General features: G+C 65.3%; 17 protein-coding genes, 1 tRNA gene and 1 pseudogene. 11 read left to right on the top strand and 8 right to left on the bottom strand.

Annotation, left to right across the window (positions count from 1 at the left end; all coding sequences use genetic code 11):
- Positions 1–68 precede the first annotated feature (68 nt).
- From U0042_RS01680 to U0042_RS01665, 4 genes are all read left to right on the top strand, one after another.
- Entirely contained in the window at positions 69–1,592 is a 1,524-nt protein-coding gene (locus U0042_RS01680) for a peptide MFS transporter (RefSeq protein ID WP_114809582.1), read from the top strand.
- Between the two features lie 143 nt (positions 1,593–1,735).
- Positions 1,736–3,235, top strand: a complete 1,500-nt coding sequence (locus U0042_RS01675) for a PLP-dependent aminotransferase family protein (protein WP_114809581.1) — start codon at positions 1,736–1,738, stop codon at positions 3,233–3,235.
- Positions 3,236–3,473: 238 nt separating this feature from the next.
- Complete coding sequence (locus U0042_RS01670; protein ID WP_114809580.1) at positions 3,474–3,914, top strand: HU family DNA-binding protein; 441 nt, start codon at positions 3,474–3,476, stop codon at positions 3,912–3,914.
- A 183-nt stretch (positions 3,915–4,097) separates the two neighbouring features.
- Positions 4,098–5,003 (top strand): proteasome-type protease, encoded by a 906-nt coding sequence (locus U0042_RS01665; protein ID WP_114809579.1) that lies wholly within the window; start codon positions 4,098–4,100, stop codon positions 5,001–5,003.
- Between the two features lie 124 nt (positions 5,004–5,127).
- Here U0042_RS01665 and U0042_RS01660 read toward each other — a convergent pair whose 3' ends face one another.
- Complete coding sequence (locus U0042_RS01660) at positions 5,128–6,291, bottom strand: porin (protein WP_114809578.1); 1,164 nt, start codon at positions 6,289–6,291, stop codon at positions 5,128–5,130.
- 374 nt (positions 6,292–6,665) lie between these two features.
- Complete coding sequence (locus tag U0042_RS01655) at positions 6,666–8,111, bottom strand: YhjD/YihY/BrkB family envelope integrity protein (protein WP_114809577.1); 1,446 nt, start codon at positions 8,109–8,111, stop codon at positions 6,666–6,668.
- Between the two features lie 397 nt (positions 8,112–8,508).
- On the opposite strand from U0042_RS01655, the gene fdnG reads away from it, so the two are divergent.
- The 6 genes from fdnG (at position 8,509) to selB (ending at position 17,709) form a co-directional block, all read left to right on the top strand.
- Complete coding sequence (fdnG, locus tag U0042_RS01650) at positions 8,509–11,580, top strand: formate dehydrogenase-N subunit alpha (RefSeq protein WP_114809576.1); 3,072 nt, start codon at positions 8,509–8,511, stop codon at positions 11,578–11,580.
- A 10-nt stretch (positions 11,581–11,590) separates the two neighbouring features.
- On the top strand, positions 11,591–12,526 hold the full coding sequence (fdxH, locus tag U0042_RS01645; RefSeq protein WP_114809575.1) for a formate dehydrogenase subunit beta: 936 nt from the start codon (positions 11,591–11,593) through the stop codon (positions 12,524–12,526).
- Complete coding sequence (locus tag U0042_RS01640) at positions 12,513–13,139, top strand: formate dehydrogenase subunit gamma (protein ID WP_114809574.1); 627 nt, start codon at positions 12,513–12,515, stop codon at positions 13,137–13,139. The genes fdxH and U0042_RS01640 overlap by 14 nt, the downstream gene beginning before the upstream one ends.
- A 141-nt stretch (positions 13,140–13,280) precedes the next feature.
- Positions 13,281–14,216, top strand: coding sequence for a formate dehydrogenase accessory protein FdhE (gene fdhE / locus U0042_RS01635; protein WP_114809573.1), 936 nt, complete (start codon positions 13,281–13,283; stop codon positions 14,214–14,216).
- 44 nt (positions 14,217–14,260) lie between these two features.
- The gene (gene selA, locus U0042_RS01630; RefSeq protein WP_419150485.1) at positions 14,261–15,790 is read left to right on the top strand and encodes an L-seryl-tRNA(Sec) selenium transferase; all 1,530 of its coding nucleotides are present in this window, start codon (positions 14,261–14,263) and stop codon (positions 15,788–15,790) included.
- Complete coding sequence (gene selB / locus U0042_RS01625) at positions 15,787–17,709, top strand: selenocysteine-specific translation elongation factor (protein ID WP_114809572.1); 1,923 nt, start codon at positions 15,787–15,789, stop codon at positions 17,707–17,709. Before selA ends, selB begins: the two co-directional genes overlap by 4 nt.
- A 3-nt stretch (positions 17,710–17,712) precedes the next feature.
- On the opposite strand, the gene U0042_RS01620 is transcribed toward selB, so the two are convergent.
- Positions 17,713–18,108, bottom strand: coding sequence for a cupredoxin domain-containing protein (locus U0042_RS01620; protein WP_114810030.1), 396 nt, complete (start codon positions 18,106–18,108; stop codon positions 17,713–17,715).
- 76 nt (positions 18,109–18,184) lie between these two features.
- Positions 18,185–19,198, bottom strand: coding sequence for a metallophosphoesterase family protein (locus U0042_RS01615; protein WP_114809571.1), 1,014 nt, complete (start codon positions 19,196–19,198; stop codon positions 18,185–18,187).
- 292 nt (positions 19,199–19,490) lie between these two features.
- Between U0042_RS01615 and U0042_RS01610 the strand changes: the two genes are divergently transcribed.
- A tRNA-Sec gene (locus U0042_RS01610) sits at positions 19,491–19,583 on the top strand.
- A 31-nt stretch (positions 19,584–19,614) separates the two neighbouring features.
- Here the strand turns inward: U0042_RS01610 and U0042_RS01605 are convergent.
- The 4 genes and pseudogenes from U0042_RS01605 to U0042_RS01590 all read right to left on the bottom strand — a co-directional run.
- Positions 19,615–20,225 (bottom strand): annotated as a pseudogene (locus U0042_RS01605) (transposase); the annotation flags it as partial.
- A gap of 14 nt (positions 20,226–20,239) precedes the next feature.
- Positions 20,240–21,853 carry an ABC transporter ATP-binding protein gene (locus tag U0042_RS01600; RefSeq protein ID WP_114809570.1) on the bottom strand — a complete coding sequence of 538 codons (1,614 nt, stop codon included), beginning with the start codon at positions 21,851–21,853 and terminating at the stop codon, positions 20,240–20,242.
- Positions 21,850–22,995, bottom strand: a complete 1,146-nt coding sequence (locus U0042_RS01595; RefSeq protein WP_327205026.1) for an ABC transporter permease — start codon at positions 22,993–22,995, stop codon at positions 21,850–21,852. The genes U0042_RS01600 and U0042_RS01595 overlap by 4 nt, the downstream gene beginning before the upstream one ends.
- A 14-nt stretch (positions 22,996–23,009) precedes the next feature.
- Complete coding sequence (locus U0042_RS01590) at positions 23,010–24,059, bottom strand: ABC transporter permease subunit (protein ID WP_114809569.1); 1,050 nt, start codon at positions 24,057–24,059, stop codon at positions 23,010–23,012.

Below are 24,059 nucleotides of genomic sequence, written 5' to 3'. Positions count from 1 at the left end.
TGTCTTCACGCACGGCCTGGGCGATGAGCCACGGGCGTCGTTGCAATTGCATCCACACGAGGTACCCGATGAATCAACCTGTTTCGCAGATGCGCTCGTTCTCGACAGTCTTTCTGATCGAGATGTGGGAGCGTTTCGGCTACTACGGCATGGCGGCACTGCTCGTGCTGTTCATGGTCGACAAGCTCGGTTTCGCCGACGAGCACGCCAACCTCACCTGGGGCGCCTTTACGGCGCTCGTCTATGCGGCGCCTTCCATCGGCGGCTGGATCGGCGACAAGGTGCTGGGCGCGCGGCGCACCATGATTTTCGGCGCGGCGGTGCTTGCGGTGGGGTATCTCATGCTCGCCATGCCCAACGACAGTCTCGACCACATGTACGCGTCGCTGGGCGTGATCGTGGTGGGCAACGGGCTCTTCAAGGCGAACTCGGCCAATCTCGTGCGGCGCATCTATGAAGGCGACGAAGCGCGCATCGACAGCGCGTTCACGATGTACTACATGGCGGTGAACGTCGGCTCGACGGTGTCGATGCTGGCCACGCCGTGGATCAAGGACCACTGGGGCTGGCACGCCGCGTTCGCGGTGTGCTGCGCGGGCATGGTGCTCGGCGTGCTGAACTTCGCGCTCATGTATCGCACGGTGGCGCACGTGGGTTCGGCGCCGGATGCGCAACCGCTCAAGCTTGGGCGTGCCGCGGCAGTGACGCTGGGCGGCATCGCGCTCGGGCTCGCCACTGTGTTCGTGCTCCAGCACAAGGCGATTGCCGTGGCGTGTGTCTATGCGGCCGGCGTGGCGATTCTGGCCATCTTCGCGTGGATGCTCGCGCGTTGCGAACGGGCCGAACGTGCGGGGCTGATCGCGGCACTCGTGCTCACGTTGCAGTCCATTCTGTTCTTCATCTTCTATCAGCAGATGTCGACCTCGCTCACGCTGTTTGCGTTGCGCAATGTCGACCCGCTGTTCTCGGTTGCGGGCGTGCCGCTGTTTTCGTGGAGCGCTGCGCAGTTCCAGGCGCTCAACCCGATCTGGATCATGATCCTCTCGCCGCTGCTCGCCACGCTCTACACGCGGCTCGCCAGCAACGGCCGCGACGTGCCCGTGGCCGGCAAGTTCGCGGCGGGCTTCGCGGTGGTGGCCGCAGGGTTCTTCGTCTTCGCGGTGAGCGGCCGGTACGCCGTGGACGGCCGCGTATCGTCGTGGTTCATGGTCTGGGGCTACGGTCTCTACTCGCTGGGCGAACTGCTCGTGAGCGGCCTTGGGCTCGCGATGATCGCGCGCTACGTGCCTGCGCGCATGGGCGGCTTCATGATGGGCGCGTACTTCGTCGCGACCGGCGTTTCGCAGTATCTGGGCAGCGTGGTGGCGAACTTTGCGCAGATGCCGTCCGGTGAACTCGATCCGCTGACCTCGTTGCCGCTCTATACGAAGCTGTTCTGGGGACTGGGCTGGCTCGCCGCCGTGGGCGTTGCGATTGCCGTGGTGCTGCTGCCGCTCATGCGACGGCTTTCGTCCGAACATCATCGGTCGTCCAAGGGTGCGCGTGCGCAGGCCGACGAGCGCCGCGCCGCGGCGCCGGCTGCGCTGGATTGATTCGCGTAGTACAGGGACTCGACGTCATAAGCAAAAAGCCCCGCGCGCCGGGGCTTTTTTGCATCCGGCCGCCGGCATGCGCTTCACGCGTCGGGCGCGAATCCGGTCTGCCAGAATAACTGCCTCGAAGCCGAGGAGTTGCGATGGACATTCACGTCACCGTAGAAGGACGCCACGATCTGGCAGGGCAAATCTACAGGCAGTTGCGCTCGGGAATCGTCGAGGGGCGGCTGGCGGGCGGCACGCGTTTGCCGTCCACGCGCGACCTCGCCATGCAGCTTGGCGTGTCGCGCAAGACGACGCTCGACGTATTCGAACGGCTGCTCGCCGAAGGCTATCTCACGGCGCGCGCCGGTTCGGGCACGTTCGTCGCAACCGGGCTGCAACGGCTGCCGTCCGAGCGTTCGGCGCAGATGCGCATGGTCGGGGCCACCCATGCGAGCCAGGACCGACCGGTGGCGAGAACGCTCGCGAAGGCGGCGCCCGTATGGGACGCCGTGTCGAAGACGCTGCCGCTGCCGTATCCCGAGCGCCGCCTGCGCGTCGACTTCATGGGCGGTGTGACGGACAAGTCGCGCTTTCCCTTCGACGTGTGGCGCCGTTGCGTGAACCAGGCGCTGCGCGCGCAGGCCCGCGGCGTGGGCGCTTATCGCGATGCGGCGGGCGAGCAGGAGTTGCGCCTCGCGATTTCGCGCTATCTCGCGTTCAGCCGCGCGGTGGCGAGCAACTGGGAGGACGTGATCGTCACGCAGGGCGCGCAGCATGCGCTCGATCTGATCGCACGCGTCGTGCTGAGAACAGGCGACGTCGCGGCGATAGAAGACCCCGGCTATCCGCCCGCGCGGGCCTGTTTTCTTGCGGCGGGCGCCAAGGTCGTGCCGGTGCCGGTCGACGGCGAAGGATTGATTGTCGAGCGGTTGCCGAAGAACGCGCGGCTCGTCTACGTCACGCCTTCGCACCAGTTTCCGCTGGGCATGCCGATGAGCCTCGAGCGGCGCGTCGCATTGCTCGAATGGGCGCAGCAACGCGGCGCCGTGATCATCGAGGACGACTACGACTGCGAATTCCGCTTCGAAGGGCGTCCCATGGAGCCGCTCAAAAGTCTGGATCGCAGCGGAATCGTGGCCTACGTGGGCACGTTTTCGAAAACCGTCTTTCCCGAACTGCGTGTGGGGTACGTGGTGCCGCCGGTGTCGCTGGCCCAGCCGCTCATCACGGCGCGCAAGGCGACGGACTGGCACGGCTGCACGCTCACCCAGCGCGCGCTCGCCACGTTCATGCTGAACGGCGACTTCGCGCGGCACCTGCGGCGCATGCACAAGGAGTACGCCGCGCGGCGCGCTGCGTTGCTCGCCCATCTGCGCGGACCGCTTTCGGCGTGGTTCGCGCCCGTCGTACCGACCACCGCGGGCATTCATCTCGCGGCACGGCTGCGCGCGCCCATTCACGAGGCGGCGCTGATACGCGCGGCCGCCGACGTTTCGCTCGGCGTGTACGGACTCACGCCGTTTTATGTGAAGGCACGCCCCGAACAGGGGCTCATGTTCGGCTATGGCGCGATGGACGTCGCCCATATCGACGACGGACTCCATGCTCTGGCTGCGCTGATGCCGCGCCTCGCGCGTTCGCGTAATGGCGCGTAACGCGAGCCCGCGCATCGAGAAAAGTGCCTTGGCAAAGGGGTGGGGCAGCCGCGGTGCCGCGTTTACCCCATAAAAAAGGCGCTAAAACGTGCGCCATAGTCTGCGCCGCGCAACAAACTGCGCGCGTGGCGCACAAAAGATTCGCGCAAAACGCCGGAGCGCTTGTAGAATCCGCCGTTGAAGAGGCCGCATGGCGCGGCGCCTTCATGATTCATTGACCAACACTGGTAGGAGAAACATGCCGACTTCCGCAAAGAAAGTGGCCAAGAAGGCCGCTGCCCCGGCCAAGAAGGTTGCCGCGAAGAAAGTGCCCGCAAAGCAGGCTGCAGCTAAGAAGGTCGCCGTGAAGGCGTCCGGCGTTCCGTCGCCGATCAAGGACACCTTCACGAAGGCCTCGCTGGCTGCTCACATTGCAGAGCGTGCCGCAGTCGAAGTGAAGGCCGTGAAGGCCGTGCTCGGCGCACTCGAGGACACCATTCTCGGTTCCGTGCACAAGAAGGGCGCAGGCGAGTTCACGCTGTCGGGTCTTCTGAAGATCGTCGTGCAGGCTGTGCCGGCGAAGAAGAAGCGCTTCGGCAAAGACCCGTTCACGGGCCAGGAGCGCTGGTTCCCGGCGAAGCCCGCTTCGGTTCGCGTGAAGGCACGTGCGCTGAAGAAGCTGAAGGACGCAGCGGCCTGATGACGGCTGCGCCGGCGCATCGTCGCCGGCATGCTTCAAGCAATCCCCGCGGGTGCATGCCCGCGGGGATTTTTCTTGGCCGGTGTCGCCCGGCTTCGGGAAAGTCCCTTTGCGGCAGGCCTCGGGACCGCGGTGGTGCGGCGGTACAATGCCGTGATTATTGGCTTTGGGCGGGACAGATTCATGACTTACTGTGTGGCGATGTGCGTGGATGAGGGACTCGTGTTCCTGTCGGATACGCGAACCAACGCGGGCGTCGATCACATCAGCACGGCGCGCAAGATGTCGGTGTTCGAGCAGCCCGGCGAGCGGTTGCTCGTGCTGATGGGCGCCGGCAATCTCTCGCTGACGCAGGCAGTCCTCCACGTGCTGAAAGAGGCGACGCCCGCGGGCCGTCCTACGCTCTGGACGGCTTCCAGCATGACCGAGGCCGCGCGTGTGGTGGGCGACGCCGTGCGCGAGGTCTATCAGCACGAGGCGCGCTCGCTGCAGGAGTTCGGCGTCGACTTCAATTGCAGCTTCATCCTGGGCGGCCAGATCGCCTCGCCGCGCGTCGAGGGCGAAGGCGCCGTCCATGCGGGTACGAGCTTCGCGCAGCGTCCGCGCCTTTTCATGATCTACGCGGCAGGCAACTTCATCGAATCGTCGGACGTGAATCCGTATTTCCAGATTGGCGAATCGAAGTACGGCAAGCCGATCATCGACCGCGTGCTGACGCCTTCCACGCCTCTCGACGAGGCAGCGAAGTGCGCGCTGATCTCGATGGATTCCACGTTGCGCTCGAATCTTTCGGTGGGGCTGCCGCTCGATCTGCTCGTGTACGAAGCGAACGCGCTGCGCGTGACGCGCTTCGTCACGATCGACCATGACAACGCGTACTTCGACATGATTCACCGTACCTGGGGCGAGCAGTTGCGCCAGGTGTTCGCGGAGATTCCGGACCCGGCGTGGGAGAGCCCCGAGGCTGTGCCGCTGCAGCAGCGCGGCCGTGCGCCCGTCGTGCTGCCCGCCACCGGCGAGGCGCGCGAGGTGCCCGCGCAGCCGGCGCAGACGCTTGCGCAGGCGGACAAGGTGAAGGCGCAGCGCTAGCGCGCTACGTACGACGCGTTTGCCGGTGTAGAACCAGACCGGGCGCAGAAAAGAAAAAAGCCAGCCGAAGAGGCTGGCTTTTTTGCTGCGGCAGTGTTTCGCCGCAGCTTCGCACGAAGTTCGATTAGAACTTGTGGCGGATACCCAGGCTGACGATTTCCGACGAGCGGGCGTTGGAGTCGTAGCCGTAGTCGGCGACGGATGCCGTCACACCGTTGCCGCTGGCACGCTGGTATGCGCCAACCAGGTACACGTCCGTGCGCTTCGACAGGTTGTAGTCGCCACCCAGGGAGATCTGGTTATACGTCTTCGACGCACCGTTGCCCTTGCCATGCGTGAAGGTGTAGCCAAGGCCCACCAGAGCTGCCGGCGTGAGCTGGTAGTTCACGAAGCCAGCGCCAACGTCGTAACGCTCCGTTGCCGTGAAGCTCGAATAGCCGTCCGGCTTGTACATCGCGTTGCTATAACGTGCGCCGGCCGTGAACGGGCCAACCACGTATTGCAGCGCAACCGAGGCGATGTTGATCGACTTGGCCGATGCAAACGCGCTGTTCACCGACGAATCGAACGTCGCATCCGACGTCACACCCGAGCCCCAGCCTGCGGGCGTCGCCGTTGCGGCAACGAAGCCACGGCCAGCCAGCGTGCTCGCGTTGTCCATGACGATGTAGCCGGCAGCCACGCTGAACGGACCGTTCGCGTACGTTGCTGCAGCCGACCACGTCTGGCCCGAACCCGTCGAACCTGCCACGCCGCCGAACGCGTAGAACGCTTCGAACTGGAAGCCGGCGTACACGGGCGACGTGTACTTGACGGCGCTGTTGGTACGCGAGCTGTTGTCGTTGTTGTCGACGTCGCCCGGGGTCGTGAACGTGGAACCCCAGTAGTTGTCGGCGGTCAGCGGTTGAACCAGGTCGACCACCGGGTCGTACTGGCGGCCGAACGTGAGCGTACCGTACGTGTCGTGCGTCAGGCCGACGTATGCCTGACGACCAAACATGCGGCTACCTTGACCAAGCTTGCCGGTGTTGATGTCGAAGCCGTTTTCCAATTGGAAGATCGCCTTCAGGCCACCGCCCAGGTCTTCCTGACCCTTCAGGCCCCAGCGGTTACCTTGCAGGTTGCCGCCGATCAGGTGATACAGGCTGTTGTTGTTCGAGTCGGCGTTGTGCACGTACTGGAACGACTCGTCGATCACGCCGTACAGGGTGACGCTGCTTTGAGCGTGCGCTGCGCCGGCAGCGCCGAGCAGGGCCAGCGAGAGGGTCGAAAGTGTAAGCTTTTTCATCCATTTCTCCACGCAGATGATTGATTTGTTGTTGCGCGATGGAGAATAACGCAGGCCGTACAACGGCAAGAACTGAAAAAAATTGAGTGTAGCCAAAATGTAACAACATGCACAAAGCCTTGTATATAAAGCGTGTTCGCGATAATTGCGTATCTCGCAACACTCTCTCTCATTTGTACATTATTGTTGTTTTGCGCACAGTGACGCGGTGAAATTGGTCTGGCAACTCACGCAAATGAAAGTCGAATGAAATGAATTCTTGACGCCAGCCGCCACTGTATTAAGGAGCCGCTAACAAACCGCCGTACGCCGTTTCGCTGGCGATTCGACCGCCTGCGCCGGCGTTGACCTGTCTCAAGATGCCGGAAGGTCTCTCACCGCTTGCGCGGCCATGCAGCCTCGGCATCGTCGCCATGTCGGCGGTTCGAAGGGGCGGGCTTGTTATCGACACGGCGTTCGCCGCCGGCGAGGCGACTCCTTGCCGCTGTCATGAACAGCGCGGCCCCCGTGGCAAGCAGGACCGACGTCCAGGGGTGCCGCTTCACATACCGATTTGCCGCTGCAGCGGCGCGGCCCGATTGAACGATGGCGTCGGCCGCCGCTCGCGTCGCTTTGCGCTCCATGCCGATTGCCGTGCGGCCCACCCGCACTACGCGCACCGCGAAGCGCGCTTTGTTGTCCTTCGTATATAGCGGGGTGGGACGCGCGCCGTGGTCGGCGCCATGGGCAGTCTGAGTGGCTAGACTGGTCCGTGCAGCACGCACGCCCCACTCCTTCGTTTCCCCACGTCCCCCGGCTGCCGCTGCTGCCCTCGTCACCCCGTCCACCGCCCGCGGCGCACCCCCATCCGACCTTCGCACGCTCCCGGCAACCGTGGATGCCGCGAGCACCGACGCCAGCTTGGCCCGGCTTCCCGGCGGCACGTTGTCCTGGCTGCCCCAGGCGCCGCGCGGATCGTGCAGCCGTCCGCGTGCCGCCGCGAATTCGGCGCCGAGCAGCAACACAGCCGCCGAGAAGTACAGCCACATGAGCAGCACCGCCAGCGACCCGGCCGCGCCGAATGCGCTCGCCATGCCGGCGTGCGCGAGGTACAGCGCAAAGAGCTTCTTGCCCGCCGTGAACAGCACGGCCGCTACCGCACCGCCCACAATCGCATCGCGCCAGCGCACCGGCGCATCGGGCAGAAACTTGAGCAGCGCGGCGAAGGCGACGGCGAGCACCAGCAGCCCCACGCCGAGCTGCAACAGATCGCCGATCACGACGTAGGGTGAAGCCGCCCCCAGCATCTCGCCGACGAACGTAATGGCGGTATCGAGCACGAGCGAGACGATCAGCAGAAACGCGACGCCCAGCACGAGACTGAACGAGATGAGCCGCACGCGCACGAGGGCGAGCACTGTCGAGGGTCGCGCACCGGGGGGCGGCGGCCACACGATGTTGAGCGCCGTATTGAGCGACGAGAAGGTCGCCGAGGCGCCGATGGCGAGCATCGAGAACGAGATGAGGGCCGCCACGTTGCCCGCGTTCTTGCTGCGATGGGCGTTCTCGACGATGGTCGTGATGGCCGCGGACGCATCGTTGCCGAGCACCATGCGCACCTGGTCGAAGAGCTCGCTGCGTGCGGTGTCGGTACCGAAGAACCAGCCTGCCACCGCAATCACCATCACGAGGGTGGGCGCGAGCGAAAAGGCCGAGTAGAACGCGATGCTCGCCGCAAGCGAAGTGCAGCGATCGTCGGAGAACTTTTTGAACGCGCCGATTGCCCACGAGGCTTCTTTGCGCGCGGCGGACTGAATCCGGTCCGGGGAAAGCGTGTCCATGGTGTTCCTTCGCGGCGAGGCAGGGCGCCGTCCAGTGGTCTTGCACGAGTCCAGAGCAAAGCGGAGACCCAAGGTGTCCGCATGCTCCACTGTATATAAGCGGCAAGGTCTCGGCCTTGACGTCATGCAGGCCATGCACGGCGCGCGGCAACGCACAGGTTGCGGACCGCGCCGTCCGACCATTTTGCTGCACGACAGCACAGGCGTGTCCGAAGCCCGCGCTACGTCCACCCACCGGGCTTGCCGGCAAAAAAGCGAGTGTCTTTGTGTCGTGCTATCGTTCGGCCCGTCTCGCCCGGCCGGCGGGTCGCTTCACGTGTGCCGGCTTGCTGACGTTTTTGTAAGAGACGACCTATACTTTTGATTCACACTCAATAACCAGAAGCCGAGGACGACTATGTTGCAAATGTCCCGGCGCCAGTTTCTGAAGATCACCACAACCACGCTCGCCGGATCGAGTCTTGCGCTCATGGGCTTTTCCCCTGAGAGCGCGGTTGCGGAGGTTCGTCAGTACAAACTGGCGCGTACCACTGAAACCCGCAATACCTGCCCGTACTGCTCCGTGGGCTGCGGCATCCTGATGTACGGTCTCGGGGACGGCGCCAAGAACGCCACCGCGAGCATCATCCACATCGAGGGCGACCCGGACCACCCCGTCAATCGCGGCACGCTGTGCCCGAAGGGCGCGAGTCTCATCGATTTCATCCACAGCCCGAGCCGTCTCAAGTACCCCGAGTACCGTGCCGCCGGTTCGGACAAGTGGCAGCGCATTTCGTGGGAAGACGCCCTCGACCGCATCGCGAAGCTCATGAAGGCGGACCGCGACGCGAATTTCGTCGAGGCCACCGCGGACGGCAAGAAGGTCAATCGCTGGCTCACCACCGGCATGCTGGCCGCGTCGGCGGGCAGCAACGAAGTGGGTTATCTGACTCACAAGACGATCCGCAGTCTGGGGATGCTCGCGTTCGACAACCAGGCACGTGTCTGACACGGCCCGACGGTGGCAGGTCTTGCCCCGACGTTTGGCCGCGGCGCGATGACGAACCATTGGGTCGACATCAAGAACGCAGACGTAATCCTGGTGATGGGCGGCAATGCAGCCGAGGCGCACCCATGCGGCTTCAAATGGGTCACCGAGGCGAAGGCGCACCGCAAGGCGCGCCTGATCGTGGTCGACCCGCGCTTTACGCGCACGGCGTCGGTCGCCGACTACTACGCGCCCATTCGCACCGGCACGGACATCGCATTCCTCGGTGGGGTCATCAACTACCTGCTGACGAACGACAAGATCCAGCACGAGTACGTGAAGAACTACACGGACTTCACGTTCATCGTGCGCGAAGACTTCGCCTTCAACGACGGCATCTACTCCGGCTACGACGCGCAGAAGCACACCTACGCGGACAAATCGTCGTGGGACTACGAGCGCGGCGACGACGGCTTCGTGAAGGTCGACGAAACGATGCAGCATCCGCGCTGCGTCTATAACCTGCTCAAGCAGCACTACTCGCGCTACACGCCCGAGATGGTGGAGAAGGTCTGCGGCACGCCGAAGGACAAGTTCCTGAAAGTCTGCGAGATGCTCGCCACGACGGCGCAGCCGGGCCGCGCCGGCACGGTGCTCTACGCACTCGGCTGGACGCATCACTCGGTGGGCGCGCAGATGATCCGCACGGGCGCGATGGTGCAGCTGCTGCTCGGCAACATCGGCATTGCGGGCGGCGGCATGAACGCGCTGCGCGGGCACTCGAACATCCAGGGCCTGACGGACCTCGGCCTGATGTCGAACCTGCTGCCCGGCTACATGACGTTGCCGACCGAAGCGGAGCAGGACTACGAGGCGTACATCGCGAAGCGCGCGCAGCAGCCGCTGCGTCCGAACCAGCTCAGCTACTGGAAGAACTACCGCGCCTTCTTCGTGAGCTTCATGAAGTCGTGGTGGGGCGACGCGGCCACCGCCGAGAACAACTGGGGCTACGACTGGCTGCCCAAGCTCGACAAGTCCTACGACCTGCTGCAGGCGTTCGAGCTGATGCATCAGGGCAAGATGAACGGCTTCATCGCGCAGGGCTTCAATCCGCTCGCGGCGGCGCCCAACAAGGCGAAGAACGCGGCGGCGCTGGCCAAGCTGAAGTGGCTCGTCATCATGGACCCGCTCGCCACGGAAACGTCGGAGTTCTGGAAGAACTTCGGTGAGTACAACGACGTGGATTCATCGGCTATCCAGACCGAAGTTTTCCGTCTGCCCACCACGTGCTTTGCGGAAGAAAACGGCTCGCTCGTGAATTCGGGCCGCGTGCTGCAATGGCACTGGAAGGGCGTGGAGCCGCCCGGCGAAGCGCGCAGCGATCTCGAGATCATGTCGGGGCTGTTCCTGCGTCTGCGCGCCGCGTACAACAAGGACGGCGGCAAGCTGCCCGAGCCCATCGTCAAGTTGAGCTGGCCCTACGCGAACCCTGCAAGCCCGACGCCTGAAGAACTCGCCAAAGAGTTCAACGGCAAGGCGCTCGCCGATCTGCCCGATCCGAAAGACGCGACCAAGGTGCTCGTGAAGAAGGGCGAGCAACTGGCCGGCTTCGCGCAACTGAAGGACGACGGCAGCACCGCGAGCGGCTGCTGGATCTTCTGCGGTGCGTGGACCCAGGCCGGCAACCAGATGGGACGGCGCGACAACTCGGACCCGACGGGCATCGGTCAGACGCTGAACTGGGCGTGGGCGTGGCCCGCGAACCGGCGCATTCTGTACAACCGTGCATCGTGCGACCCGGCCGGCAAGCCGTTCGATCCCACGCGCAAGCTGATCGCGTGGAACGGCGCGGCGTGGAGCGGTGCCGACGTGCCCGACTACAAGGCCGACGAGTCGCCCGACACGGGCATGGGTCCGTTCATCATGAATCCGGAAGGCGTGGCGCGCTTCTTTGCCCGCGACGGCATGAACGAAGGTCCGTTCCCCGAGCACTACGAGCCGTTCGAAACGCCGCTCGGCTACAACCCGCTGCATCCGCAGAACGCGCAGGCCACGAACAATCCGGCGGCACGCGTGTTTCCGGACGACCGCGCATCGTTCGGGAAAGCCAAGGATTTCCCGCACGCCGCAACGACGTATCGCCTGACCGAGCACTTCCACTTCTGGACCAAGCACGCGCGGCTCAACGCGATCGTGCAGCCGCAGCAGTTCGTGGAGATCGGCGAGGAACTGGCGAGCGAAGTGGGCGTGGTGGCGGGCGATCGCGTGAAGGTGTCGAGCAACCGCGGTCATATCGAGGCAGTGGCAGTGGTGACGAAGCGGATCAAGCCGCTCATGGTGGACGGCCACAAGGTGCATACCGTGGGCATTCCGCTGCATTGGGGCTTCACAGGCGTGGCGAAGCCGGGCTATCTCGCGAATACGTTGACGCCGGCAGTCGGCGACGGCAATTCGCAGACGCCCGAGTTCAAGTCGTTCCTCGTGAAAGTCGAGAAGGCTTGAGGGGGCGGACATGGCACTGCAATCACTCGATATCAAACGCCAGTCGGCCACGACCGTGCAGCCTCCCGCTGTGCGCGAGCCCGTTACCGGCACCGTCGCAAAACTGATCGACGTCTCGAAGTGCATCGGCTGCAAGGCCTGCCAGACGGCGTGCATGGAGTGGAACGACCTGCGCGACGAGGTGGGCACCAACGCCGGCGTCTACGACAATCCGCGCGACCTCACGGAGCATTCGTGGACCGTGATGCGGTTCTCCGAATACGAGAACCCGGACGGCAACCTCGAATGGCTGATCCGCAAGGACGGCTGCATGCACTGCGAAGATCCGGGCTGTCTGAAGGCGTGTCCTTCGCCGGGCGCCATCGTGCAGTACACGAACGGCATCGTGGATTTTCACGAGGAAAACTGCATCGGTTGCGGCTACTGCGTGACGGGCTGCCCGTTCAACATTCCGCGTATCTCGAAGCAGGACAACCGCGCGTACAAGTGCACGCTGTGCTCGGATCGCGTGGCCGTGGGGCAGGAGCCGGCGTGCGTGAAGACGTGTCCGACGGGGGCCATCGTGTTCGGCACCAAGGAAGACATGAAGCAGCACGCGGCCGAGCGCATCGAGGACCTCAAGGAGCGCGGCTTCGAGCATGCGGGCCTCTACGATCCGCAAGGCGTGGGCGGCACGCACGTGATGTACGTCCTGCACCATGCGGACCAGCCTTCGCTCTATCACGGTCTGCCGGATAACCCGAAGATCAGTCCGCTCGTGCAGTTATGGAAGGGCGTGGCCAAGCCGCTCGCCGTGGCCGGTATGGCCATTGCGGCGCTGGCCGGGTTCTTCCACTACACGCGTGTCGGTCCGAACGAGGTGACGCCGGAAGAAGAAGCGTCCGCGCGCAAGGAAGCGGAGCAGTTGCGGGGCGAACGACGGGAGCGTAGCGATGAAACAAACTGATCCCAACCTGATCGTGCGTTACACGCCGAACGAGCGCACCAACCACTGGATCACCGCGATCTCGTTCGTACTGCTGGCGATTTCGGGCCTCGCGATGTTCCATCCGTCGATGTTCTGGCTCTCCGCGCTCTTGGGCGGCGGGCAGTGGACGCGCATTCTGCATCCGTTCATCGGCGTGGTGATGTTCGTGTCGTTCCTCGTGCTGGCGCTGCGTTTCTGGCACCACAACTATCTGGACGAAAGCGACTACCAGTGGTTGCGCCAGATGAACGACGTGCTCGCCAATCGTGAGGACAAGCTGCCCGCCATCGGCCGCTACAACGCCGGACAGAAGCTGCTATTCTTCGTGATGGTGGCCTGCCTGCTGCTGTTGCTTGCGAGCGGCATCGTGATCTGGCGGCGCTATTTCTCGTTCTACTTCCCGATCGAAGTCATCCGTCTTGCCGCTGTCGTGCATGCCGTGAGCGCGTTCGTTCTCATCATCGGCATCGTCGTGCACGTGTATGCGGCGTTGTGGGTGAAGGGCTCGCTGGGGGCGATGGTGCGCGGCACGGTCACGCTCGGGTGGGCGAGAAAGCATCATCCGCGCTGGTTCCGCGAGAGCATCAAGTAAGCCGGGCGCCGCGCCGGTACCGCCGGTTTTTAGAGGCGGCCGGCCGCTGCATCGCAGGCCGCCGCCCCCGCAAGGGCGGCGGCTTTTTCATTTGAAGACTATGGCGCACACGCGCCATAGCGGGTTTGAAGAGGGACTGTTGTGGTGCAACGCATTCTTGAGCCGGGCCAGATCGAAGCGCTGGACCATTCCGCCATTGCCCGCATCCGGTTGCCCGAGCGCGCCACGCTCTTCGCCACGCGCGCCGCGCGCCTGCGCAAGCTCGCCGAGGGCAATCCCATCGCAGGCTATGTGCGCCTGATGGCCGTGCTGGTCGACGCGCAGCAAAAGACGCTGGAACAAGGCTTCTCGGCGCGCATGCCCTCGGCGGATGCCATCGCCCAGGCGCAACAGCACAGTATGCCGCTCGTGCCCGCGCTTTCGCCGGATCGCGATACGGCATGGCACGACGTGCTGCATCAACTGCTCGATAGCGTGGCAGCCGCGGGGCAAGTCACGCCGACGCTGGCCGGCGTGCTTTCTGCACTACGCGCGATGCCTGCCGACGAACTCGAACGCCAGGCCGACGCGATGCTCGCGCAGCGCTTCAACGAAGTGGCGCCGGCCACGGCCCCGTTCATCATGGCGGCCTTGCAGGTGGTGTGGACGGATCTGGCGAGCCGGCTCGCCGAGCGCGACATTCCCTATGTAGATACGCCCGGCGTGTGCCCCGTGTGCGGCGGGCCGCCGGTTGCGAGCGTCGTGCGCGTGGGCGGCCGCTACCAGGGCTACCGCTATCTGCAGTGCGGCTTGTGCGGAAGCGAATCGCACATGGTGCGCGTGAAGTGCTCGAATTGCGAATCGACGAAGGGCATCGCGTATCACGGCATCGAAGGCGTGAGCGAGGCGCTGAAGGCCGAGTCGTGCGACGAATGCCACACGTACCGCAAGATCGGCTATCAGGAGAAGGACTTCGACTTCGAGCCGCTGGCCGACGACCTCGCCAGCCTCACGCTCGATCTGCTGATGAATGAAGCGGGGTATCGACGCAGCGGGCCGAATCCGCTGCTGTGGCCGGAAGTGCCGTCGGACGAATGACGGCGAGCAGAGACAAGCAAACACGAAAGAGGGGGAAGCGGGGCGTGGGCGAAGTGGCAGGTCATCAATCGGGCGAAGAGCGGAACGAGGGTTGCGCGAGCGGCGGGCGCGATCTCAAGGCGCGGCTTGCGTCCATTCCCTCCGTGGAGCGTGTGATCGCATCGGCCGCGGCGCAGCCGCTCATTGCCGAATATGGCCGCACGCAGGTGCTTGCAGCGATTCGCGAGACGCTGGACGGCTGGCGCCGCGACGTGCAGACCGCGAATTCCGCAGCCGCCGACGATGCCCCCTTCGACGAGACACGCGCCACGGCCGCTGCCGCCCACGCACTTGCCGCGCGTTCGCAAAGCCGCTTGCGCAGCGTGTTCAATCTGACCGGCACTGTGCTGCATACGAACCTGGGTCGCGCGCTGTTGCCCGACGAAGCGGTACGCGCTGTCGTGCGTGCGCTCACGCAGCCCATGAGCCTCGAATTCGATCTGGCCACCGGCCGCCGCGGCGAACGCGACGACCTGATCGAAGCGCTCGTCTGCGAACTCACGGGCGCCGAGGCGGCCACGGTCGTCAACAACAACGCCGCGGCCGTGCTGCTCACGCTGTCTGCGCTTGCCACGAAGAAGGACGTCATCGTGTCGCGCGGCGAACTGGTGGAGATTGGCGGCGCGTTTCGCATTCCCGACATCATGAGCCGCGCCGGCGCGAAGCTGCGCGAAGTGGGCACGACCAACCGCACGCATCTGCGCGATTACGAAGAAGCCATCGGCGCGCGCACCGGCCTGCTGATGAAAGTGCATTGCAGCAACTACGCGATCGCGGGCTTCACGAAGAGCGTGGAACTCGACGAACTCGCGCCTCTGGCCCGCAAGCATGGGCTGCCGGTGGCGGTCGACCTGGGCAGCGGTACGCTCGTCGATCTGGCGCAGTTCGGCTTGCCCGCGGAGCCCACGGTGCGCGAGACCATCGAAGCCGGCGCCGACGTCGTGACCTTCAGCGGCGACAAACTACTCGGTGGCCCGCAGGCGGGGCTGATCGTGGGCCGCGCCAACCTCATCCGCAAGATCAGAAAGCATCCGCTGAAGCGCGCGCTGCGCGTGGGCAAGCTCACGCTCGCCGCGCTCGAACCCGTGTTGCAGCTCTATCGCGCGCCCGAGTTTTTACGCGAACGGCTCACTACGCTGCGTTTGCTCACGCGGCCAGGCGAAGAAATGCGTGCGACCGCGCAGCGCGTGATGCCGGCGCTGCAACGTGCGCTGGGCGACGCGTACCGCGTGAGCGTGGAGCCGATGTTCAGCCAGATCGGCAGCGGTGCCTTGCCGGTGGATGTGCTGCCGAGCTTCGGGCTTGTGGTGCGTAGCGGTGGCGTTCCGGGTATCGCTCATGCGGCCACCACCGCGGCCGCAAGCAAGCGCGCCGGCCGTGGCCGCGCGCTGATGAAGCTCGAAGCTGCGCTGCGCGCGCTGCCGCGTCCCGTGATCGGCCGCATTGCCGACGACGCGCTGCATCTCGACCTGCGTTGTCTCGAAGCCGTGGACGAAGCCTCGTTCGTCGCGCAATGTGCGGAGCTGCATCTGTGATTGTCGGCACGGCAGGCCATATCGACCATGGCAAGACCACGCTGGTGCGTGCGCTGACAGGCGTCGACACTGACCGCCTGAAGGAAGAAAAGGCGCGCGGCATTTCCATCGAGCTCGGCTACGCGTACACGCCGCTCGCGAACGGCGACGTGCTCGGCTTCATCGACGTGCCGGGCCACGAGAAACTGATTCACACGATGGCGGCGGGCGCGTGCGGCATCGACTTCGCGCTGCTCGTCATCGCCGCCGACGACGGCGTGATGCCGCAAACGCGCGAGCACCTGGCCATCCTGCAACTGCTCGGTGTGACACGCGGCGCCGTGGCGTTGACGAAAGCGGATCGCGTGGAGGCCGCGCGACGCGAGCAGGTGCGCGCGGAAATCGTGGCGTGGCTCGCGGGCGGCCCATTTGCGGGCATCCCCGTGTTCGAGACGTGCGCGACGATCCCCGACGATCCCGGCGTAGCGGCGCTCGATGCCTATCTGCGCGACACGGCCATCGCTTTTCGCGCGCGCCGCGACGACGGCCTCTTTCGCCTCGCCGTGGACCGCGTGTTCACGCTCGCAGGCCAGGGCACGGTCGTGACGGGCACCGTATTCGCGGGACGCGTGAGCGTAGGCGACACGCCGGTGCTCGCGCCCGCGGGGCGTCCCGTGCGCGTGCGGAGCATCCATGCGCAGAACCGGCCGGCGGACGCGGGCCACGCCGGTCAGCGCTGCGCGCTCAATCTCGCAGGCATCGAGAAGGACGCCATCGCACGCGGCGACTGGATCGTGGATAGCGCGCTCGCCAGCGCGTGCGAACGCATCGACGTCGAACTCACGTTGCTCGGCGACGCGGATATCACGCTCAGGCACTGGTCGCCGCTGCACGTGCATCTCGGCACGTTGCATCGCGTCGCAAACGTTGCACTGCTCGAAGGCGACACGCTCGCGGCGGGGCGGACCGCGCGTGTGCAACTCGTCTTCGATACCCCCGTGTGTGCGTTGCCGGGCGATCGCCTGATCGTGCGCAACGCCCAGGCCACGCGAACCGTGGGCGGTGCGCGCGTGCTCGATCCGTTTGGCCCCGTGCGCAAGCGGCGCACGCCTGAACGCATGGCGTGGCTCGACGCACTGCGCACCTGGCTCGACGTCGGACAGATCGAACCGCTGCTCGACTGCGCGCCACGCGGCCTCACGCGTTCGATGCTGATGCGTCTGACCGGCTTGCCCGCGCATCTGCTCATGCTTGCGCCGCATGTCATCGAAGTGCCGCTCGCAGGTAAAGAGGGCGACGACGCGGCCATCATCACGCACGGCCACTGGACGCAGATGCGCGAGCAAATGGTGGGCGCGCTCGAGTCGTTCCACGCGCGCTTTCCCGACGAGCAGGGACCGGACAGCGCGCGTTTGCGGCGCATGTCGGCGCCGCTCGCGAGCGATGCGCTGTGGCACGCACTCGTGGACGCCGCCGTGCACGACGGCGTCATTGCGAAGAGCGGCCCGTGGCTGCATCTGCCTTCGCACAGCGTGGCACTGGATGCCGGCGAAGAGCGGCTCGCCGATGTCCTTCGGCCCATGCTGGCGGAAGGCCGTTTCGACCCATCCTGGGTTCGCGATCTTGCACGGACAACGAACGAATCCGAGGAAAAGGTGCGCGCACTGCTGCGCAAGCTGGCACGGCTCGGCGACGTGTACCAGGTGGTGCGCGATCTTTTCTATCATCGCGACGTGGTGCTCGAACTCGCCCGGCTCGTTGCCGGGCTCGCACGCGAACAAGGCGGCGCGGTAGGCGCGTCGGCATTTCGCGATGCCACCGGGCTGGGCCGCAAGCGCGCCATCCAGATCCTCGAATTCTTCGACCGTATCGGCTACACGCGTTTTCATCGCGACCTGCATCTGCTGCGCGCCGACAGCCGCCTGCATGAGCTGCTTTGACGCCTACTTCACGACGATCACGCCGGTCATGTGCGGATGAATCGAGCAGAAGTACTTATAGGTGCCCGGCGTGCTGAACGTGAAGGAGAACTTGTCGTCCGAATCCATGGGCGGCGACTTGAACGCACGCGGGTTCGCATCGTTGACGACGGTGTGCGCAATGTCGTCGCGGTTCACCCACGTCACGGTGGTGCCCTTCGCCACCGTGAGCGTGGCCGGGCTGAAGGCGAAATTGTCGATATTCACCGTGTTGGACGACGATTGAGCCGCGTCTGCGGCGAAGGCCGCGGGCGCGACGGGAAGCAGCGCGAGGGCGGCGCATAAGAGCGCCGTGCCCAACGCCATGACGTTGAATCGCCGCACCCTACGCGGCGGCGCCGCTTTTGCGAAAGACCTCATCGGTTTCTCCGGAATCTTTTGAATGAAGAACGGCACGTGACCGTTCAAGACAACACGACGTCGACGCGAGCCGCGCTCACGCTCCGAGCGGCGAATCGACCAGCGCGAGTTCTGTGCGCCCCGGCACGAAGTTCACGGTACGCACGCCGAGCACCGCATGCAGACGATCTTCGGGCACCTTCATCGGACCCGGCCCAGGGCCGACGCCTGGCGCGGCGATAGGAAATGCCGTGGACATTGCCGAATGAAAACTCACGTTGCCTTCCACCTTCTGGAGTACCTGGTGAATGTGGCCGTTGAGCACCGTGACCGAACCGAAGCGCTTGAGGTAGCCGAGCGCTTGCGCGCTGTCGTCCGTGCCCCAACCCCATTCCGGGTAAAGGGACCACAGCGGAATGTGCGTGAACACCACGACGGGCGTGCTGCCCGTCTTGCCGCGAAGATCGCGTTCGAGCCACGCGAGCTGTTCCGCGCCGAGCGAACCCAGACCGCCGCTCTTCAAATTCAGCACGTTGACGAGCGCGACGAAGTGGACGCCGTTTTGATCGAAGCTGTACCAGCCCTTGCCGCCGGTGCCTTTCGAAAAGCGCTCGAAGAACGGCTGACCGTCGTCGATCAGCACGTCGTGCTCTCCGGGAATGTAGTGCACGTCGAGCGCGGCGCCTCGCACGATCTGCTCGGCCGTATCGAATTCGACAGGCCGCGAAAGATGGCTCACGTCCCCCGTGTGAAGCATGAACGCGGGCGGACGGGGCAACGACTTGATCTTGTCGACGGCTTCCTGAAGCGTTTTCTCGGGCGTGGGGTTCGGCTGCTTGTTGAAGCCGATATGGCTGTCGCTGATCTGCACGAACGTGAGGGCGTGCTCGTCCGATGTGGCGCCCCAGGCGTCGCCCACGATGCCCAGCGTTCGCGGCACACCGCCGCTCAGGGACCACACCACGCCCGTGCCGGCCCACGCCATGCAGGTGAGCGCGCGCCGGCGCGCTTTGCCGCGCTGCGTGAGATTGTCGTGCGAGGTGCCGCGGTCGTCGTCGGGGTTCGCGCTCGTGCGGTCAAGCGCGCGGCCGGGCGTTGTGTCGTCGTTCATCGTCGCTTCCTCTGTTCTTTCCGGTTGAGGGAGACGTTCCGCGTGTGCGGCGTCCGACCGTGATACCGCTGGCGTGCGCGGATTATTCCCGCGCATGCGGACAAGCGGCGAGTAACGACCGACCGGGATTAAATCGACGCGCGCGACAGTTCCTCTATTTTTGGCTCGCGCATTTTCGCGGCGCGCACGCAGGCGGCATGCGATAATTCGCCGCTCGCAGGCGTGCCGCATTCCGGATGCGGCCCGTGCCCGAACCGGATTCGGCCACCGCTGCCTGCAGTTTCTTTCCGAAGGAAGGCATCCGTATCCGGTGGTGCGGCTGGGCTTCAAACCCAGTAGGGGACGTCAGCCGTTCCCTTGTAGGTTCGACTCCTGCTGCCTTCCGCCGTCCGGTCATACACGAAATCCATCGACTAGACCTGGTTGGCGGCTGACGGCCGTCCCAGTGGCTGGCGATCCGAGACCGGCACCTTCTTGCGCTTGCGGCGGCGCACCTGCAACTTCTCTTCCGCATACAGCCGCTCGACTCGCTTGTGATTCACCAACTGGCCTGACTGCCGCAGCTTCAGATAAATCATCCCTGAGCCGTAACGGCGATGCCGTTGAGCCAATGCCACGATCTCAGCGCGTAGCGCCTGATTGCGGTCCGGCGCCGGCTTGTAGCGAAACGCGCTGGCGCTCATGCCGATTACCCGCAAGGCCCGGCGTTCGCTCAGGCCTCGATCGATCAGATGGCGCACCACCTCTCGGCGTGAGGGGGCGCTCACCACTTTTTTCGTAACGCCTCGCGCGTCACCTCGTTTTCCAGCAATGACTCGGCCAGCAGCTTCTTTAACCGGGCGTTCTCGGCCTCCAGTTCCTTCAGGCGCTTGGCGTCGGACACGCTCGCGTCGCCGAACTTGCTGCGCCACAGGTAGTAGCTGGCCTCGGAAAAGCCATGCCGACGGCACAGCTCCTTGATCGGGATCCCTGTCTCCGCCTCCCGCAGGAAGCCAATGATCTGCTCTTCGGTGAACCGCTTCTTCATGTCCAATTTCCTGACTACGTGATTGGACTCCAAATCGCCGCGCTAACGAGCTTGCGAGTGTAGGCATGCATGGGTGCGTCGAGTATCGCGAGCGTTTCGCCTGCCTCGACGATCTTGCCGCGGTATATGACCACGAGACGGTGCGATACGGCGCGCAGCACGTCGATATCGTGGCTGATGAACACGTAGCTCAAGCCGTGCCGACGCTGCAGCGCGGTGAGTAGCGCGAGAATCTGTTGCTGGATTGACACGTCAAGCGCGCTGGTCGGTTCGTCGAGCACGAGAATGCGCGGATCGACGGCGAGCGCGCGTGCAATCGCGATGCGCTGGCGCTGGCCGCCCGAAAACGCGGCGGGCAGGCGCGAGGCCGCGTCGGCGGGCAGGCCGGTTTCGGCGAGCAGCGCGGCCACGCGCGCGTGCCGCGCATGGGCGGGCAGATCCGGATGATGCAGCGCGAGTCCTTCCCCGACGATCTCGCCCACGGTCAGGCGCGGCGCGAGCGAGCCGAACGGGTCCTGAAACACCATCTGCACGTGCGCGGCCAGCGCGTGCCGCGACGGCGGTTGCGCTTCGTCATTGAGACCGTCGAGTCCCGCGAAACGGATCGTGCCCGCCACCGGCTGCACCAGCCCGACAATGGACGCCGCGAGCGTCGATTTTCCGCAACCCGACTCGCCGAGCACGCCCAGAGTTTCGCCCGCCCGCAGATGCAAGTCGATGCCATCGAGCACGGTATTCGTCCCCGCACGCAGCACGCCGCGCCAGCCCGGCACGCGCGCGCGATACCCGGCGCGCAGACCGTCGACGGCGAGTACGCGCGGCGCGTCGTCGGAAACTGGCGCGAGCGTGCGGCGCGGCGCGCTGTCGAACAGCTTGCGCGTGTAAGGGTGCCGCTGCGCCGCGAATAGCGCCTCGGTCGCGCCTTGCTCGACGATCGCGCCATGCTGCATCACGGCCACGCGATGCGCGAAGCGCCGCACCAGATGCAGGTCGTGTGTGATGAGCAGCACGGCGAGGCCGCGTCCGTCGGCGTCGGCTTCCTGCAGCTCGATGAGCAGATCGACGATCTGACGGCGCACGGTCACGTCGAGCGCGGTGGTCGGTTCGTCGGCGATCAGGAGACGCGGGTTGCAGGCGAGCGCCATCGCGATCATCGCGCGCTGGCGTTGTCCGCCCGACAACTGGTGCGCATAGCAATCGACCTTGCACTCGGCCTCGGCAATACCGGTGCGCCGCAGCAGCGCAATCGCGCGCTCGCGCGCGGCCGTGCCGCGCAGGTTCGCATGCAGACGCAGGCTTTCGCCGATTTGTCGCCCGATGCTCCAGAGCGGATTGAGCGCCGTCATCGGTTCCTGAAACACCATGGCGATGTCGCGGCCCCGCACGGTGCGCCATTGCGCCTCGCTCTTGCCGAGCAGTTCCTCGCCCGCGAGCCGCACGCTGCCGCTCACCTGGGCGGCGTCGGCAAGACCGAGCAGCGCGAGAGCCGTGAGACTCTTGCCCGAGCCCGATTCGCCGACCAGCGCCACGCGTTCGCCGGCCGCGATCGTCAGGTCGAGATCATGCACAATGCTTCGTGATCCGAAGCGAATGCCGAGTCCATTGACTTCGAGAACAGGCTTCGTCACGAGCGCTCCTGAGTGTTGTCATGCGCGCGATGCCGATCCGGCGACAGCGACTCGCGCAACGCGTCGCCGATGAACGTGAGCAACAGCAGCGTGACGACCAGCGCGCCGATCGCGGTCGACGAAATCCACCACGCGTTGAGATGGTCCTTGCCTTCGGCGAGCAGTTCGCCGAGGCTCGGCGCGGGCGGCGGCACGCCCAGTCCCAGGAAATCGAGGCTCGCGAGCGACAGGATCGCCGCGCTCATGCGAAACGGCAGCCACGTGATGACGGGCGTGAGACTGTTCGGCAAAATGTGCCGCCACATGATCTGCCAGTCGGAGAGGCCGAGCGTGCGTGCGGCGCGCACGTAATCGAGCGCGCGCTTTTGCAGGAACTCGCTGCGTACGTAGTCGGAGAGCGTGATCCAGCCGAACGCCGCGAGCAGCACGAACAGCAACGCGAGGCTCGGTTCGAAGATCGACGAAAGAATGATCAGCAGATACAGGTCGGGCAGCGCGTTCCAGATTTCGATCAGGCGCTGGCCGAGCAGATCGACGCGGCCCGCGTGATATCCCTGCAGCGCGCCCGCAAGCACGCCGATCAGCGCGCCGCTGAGCGTGAGCGCGAACGCGAACAGCACGGAACTGCGCAGGCCATAGAGCGCGCGTGCGAATACGTCGCGGCCGTAGGCGTCGGTGCCGAGCCAGTTCAGTGCCGATGGCGGCGCGGGAAACGGGCGCGCGTCGTGGTAGTTCACGGTGTCGTAGCGGAACGGGCACGGCGCATAGAGCGCGAAATTGCCGTCGCGCGAAAACTGGTCGCGAATGAACGGATCGAGATAATCGGCCTCGGTGGGCAGCGCGCCGCCGAAGTCACGATCGGCGTAGACGCGCAGCGCCGGAAACAGCCAATGGCCGTGATAGCGCACGACGAGCGGCCGGTCGTTGCTGATCGCGCCCGCAAAGAGGCTGGCGGCGAACAGCATGGCGAACACGATCAGGCTCGCCCAGCCCAGCCGTTGACGGCGCAGGCGTCGCCAGAATGCCGTCGAAGCGGGAACGTCGGGAGCGGCGCATTCTATGGGCGCGTGTTCCGGCGCGGCGGGCATCTCATCGGCGGACGCTTGCTGCGGCTCGTTGCGCAGCGGTGTGATCGCTTCCATGCAGAACCCCGAAGTCAATGGCCGTTGCCGCCGAAGTGAATGCGCGGATCGATCAGCGCGTAGGCGAGATCGCCCGCGAGCCGCGCGACGAGACTCACCACTGTGAACACGAACAGCGAGCCGAGCACGACCGGATAGTCGCGGCCTACGATGGCGTCGTACGAAAGGCGGCCCACGCCGTCGAGCGAGAACAGCGTTTCGATCAGCAGACTGCCGCTCACATAGGCGGCGATGAACGCGGCGGGCAGGCCGGTGGCGAGCGGCAGCAGCGCGTTGCGCAGCACGTGACGCCAGACCACGGCGCTGCGCGTCGCGCCTTTCGCGCGCGCGGTCAGCACGTATTGGCGCGCGAGTTCGTCGAGAAACGCATTGCGCGTGAGCAGCGAAACCACGGCGAGACTGCCCGTCACCGAAGCCGTCACCGGCAGCACCAGATGCCAGAGCCGGTCGAGCACGCGCTGCGTGAGCGGTAGCGCGTCGTGACCTTCCGAGCCGAAGCCGCCGAGCGGAAAGACATGCAGGAACAGATCGCCGCCGAACAGCATCATCAGCAGCACGCCGAGCACGAAGCCGGGAATCGCGTAGGCGGCCAGCAGCGCTGCGCTGGTGGCAAAGTCGAACGCGGTGCCGCGATGCAGCGCCTTCGCAATGCCGAGCGGCACCGCAATCAGATACGTGAGCACGAGCGTGAAGCTGCCGAGCGTGACCGTCACGGGCAGTTTGCTGCGAATCAGTTCCCACACGGAGCGATGCTGAAAGAACGACTGGCCGAGGTCGAAGCGCGCGTAATGCGCGAGCATGCGCACGTAACGCGTGAGCGGCGGCTGGTCGAAGCCGAACTCGCGGCGGATGGCCGCGATCTGCGCTGGATCGACGCCCTCGTTGCCGTGATAGTCGCCGTTGCCGCCGCCGCCCTCGCCATGAATGGATGTGCCTTGCAGGCGCGCCATCACCTGCTCGACGGGACCGCCGGGCACGAACTGCATGATGACGAAGGTGACGGTAAGCACGCCGAGCAGCGTGGGAATCATCAGCGCGAGGCGCCGGCCGATATAGGCGATCAT

The sequence above is a fragment of the Paraburkholderia kururiensis genome, assembly GCF_034424375.1.
Taxonomy (GTDB): domain Bacteria; phylum Pseudomonadota; class Gammaproteobacteria; order Burkholderiales; family Burkholderiaceae; genus Paraburkholderia; species Paraburkholderia kururiensis_A.
The sequence above is the reverse complement of the archived record's forward strand: the minus strand, read 5'-3'. Positions and strand labels throughout refer to the sequence as shown.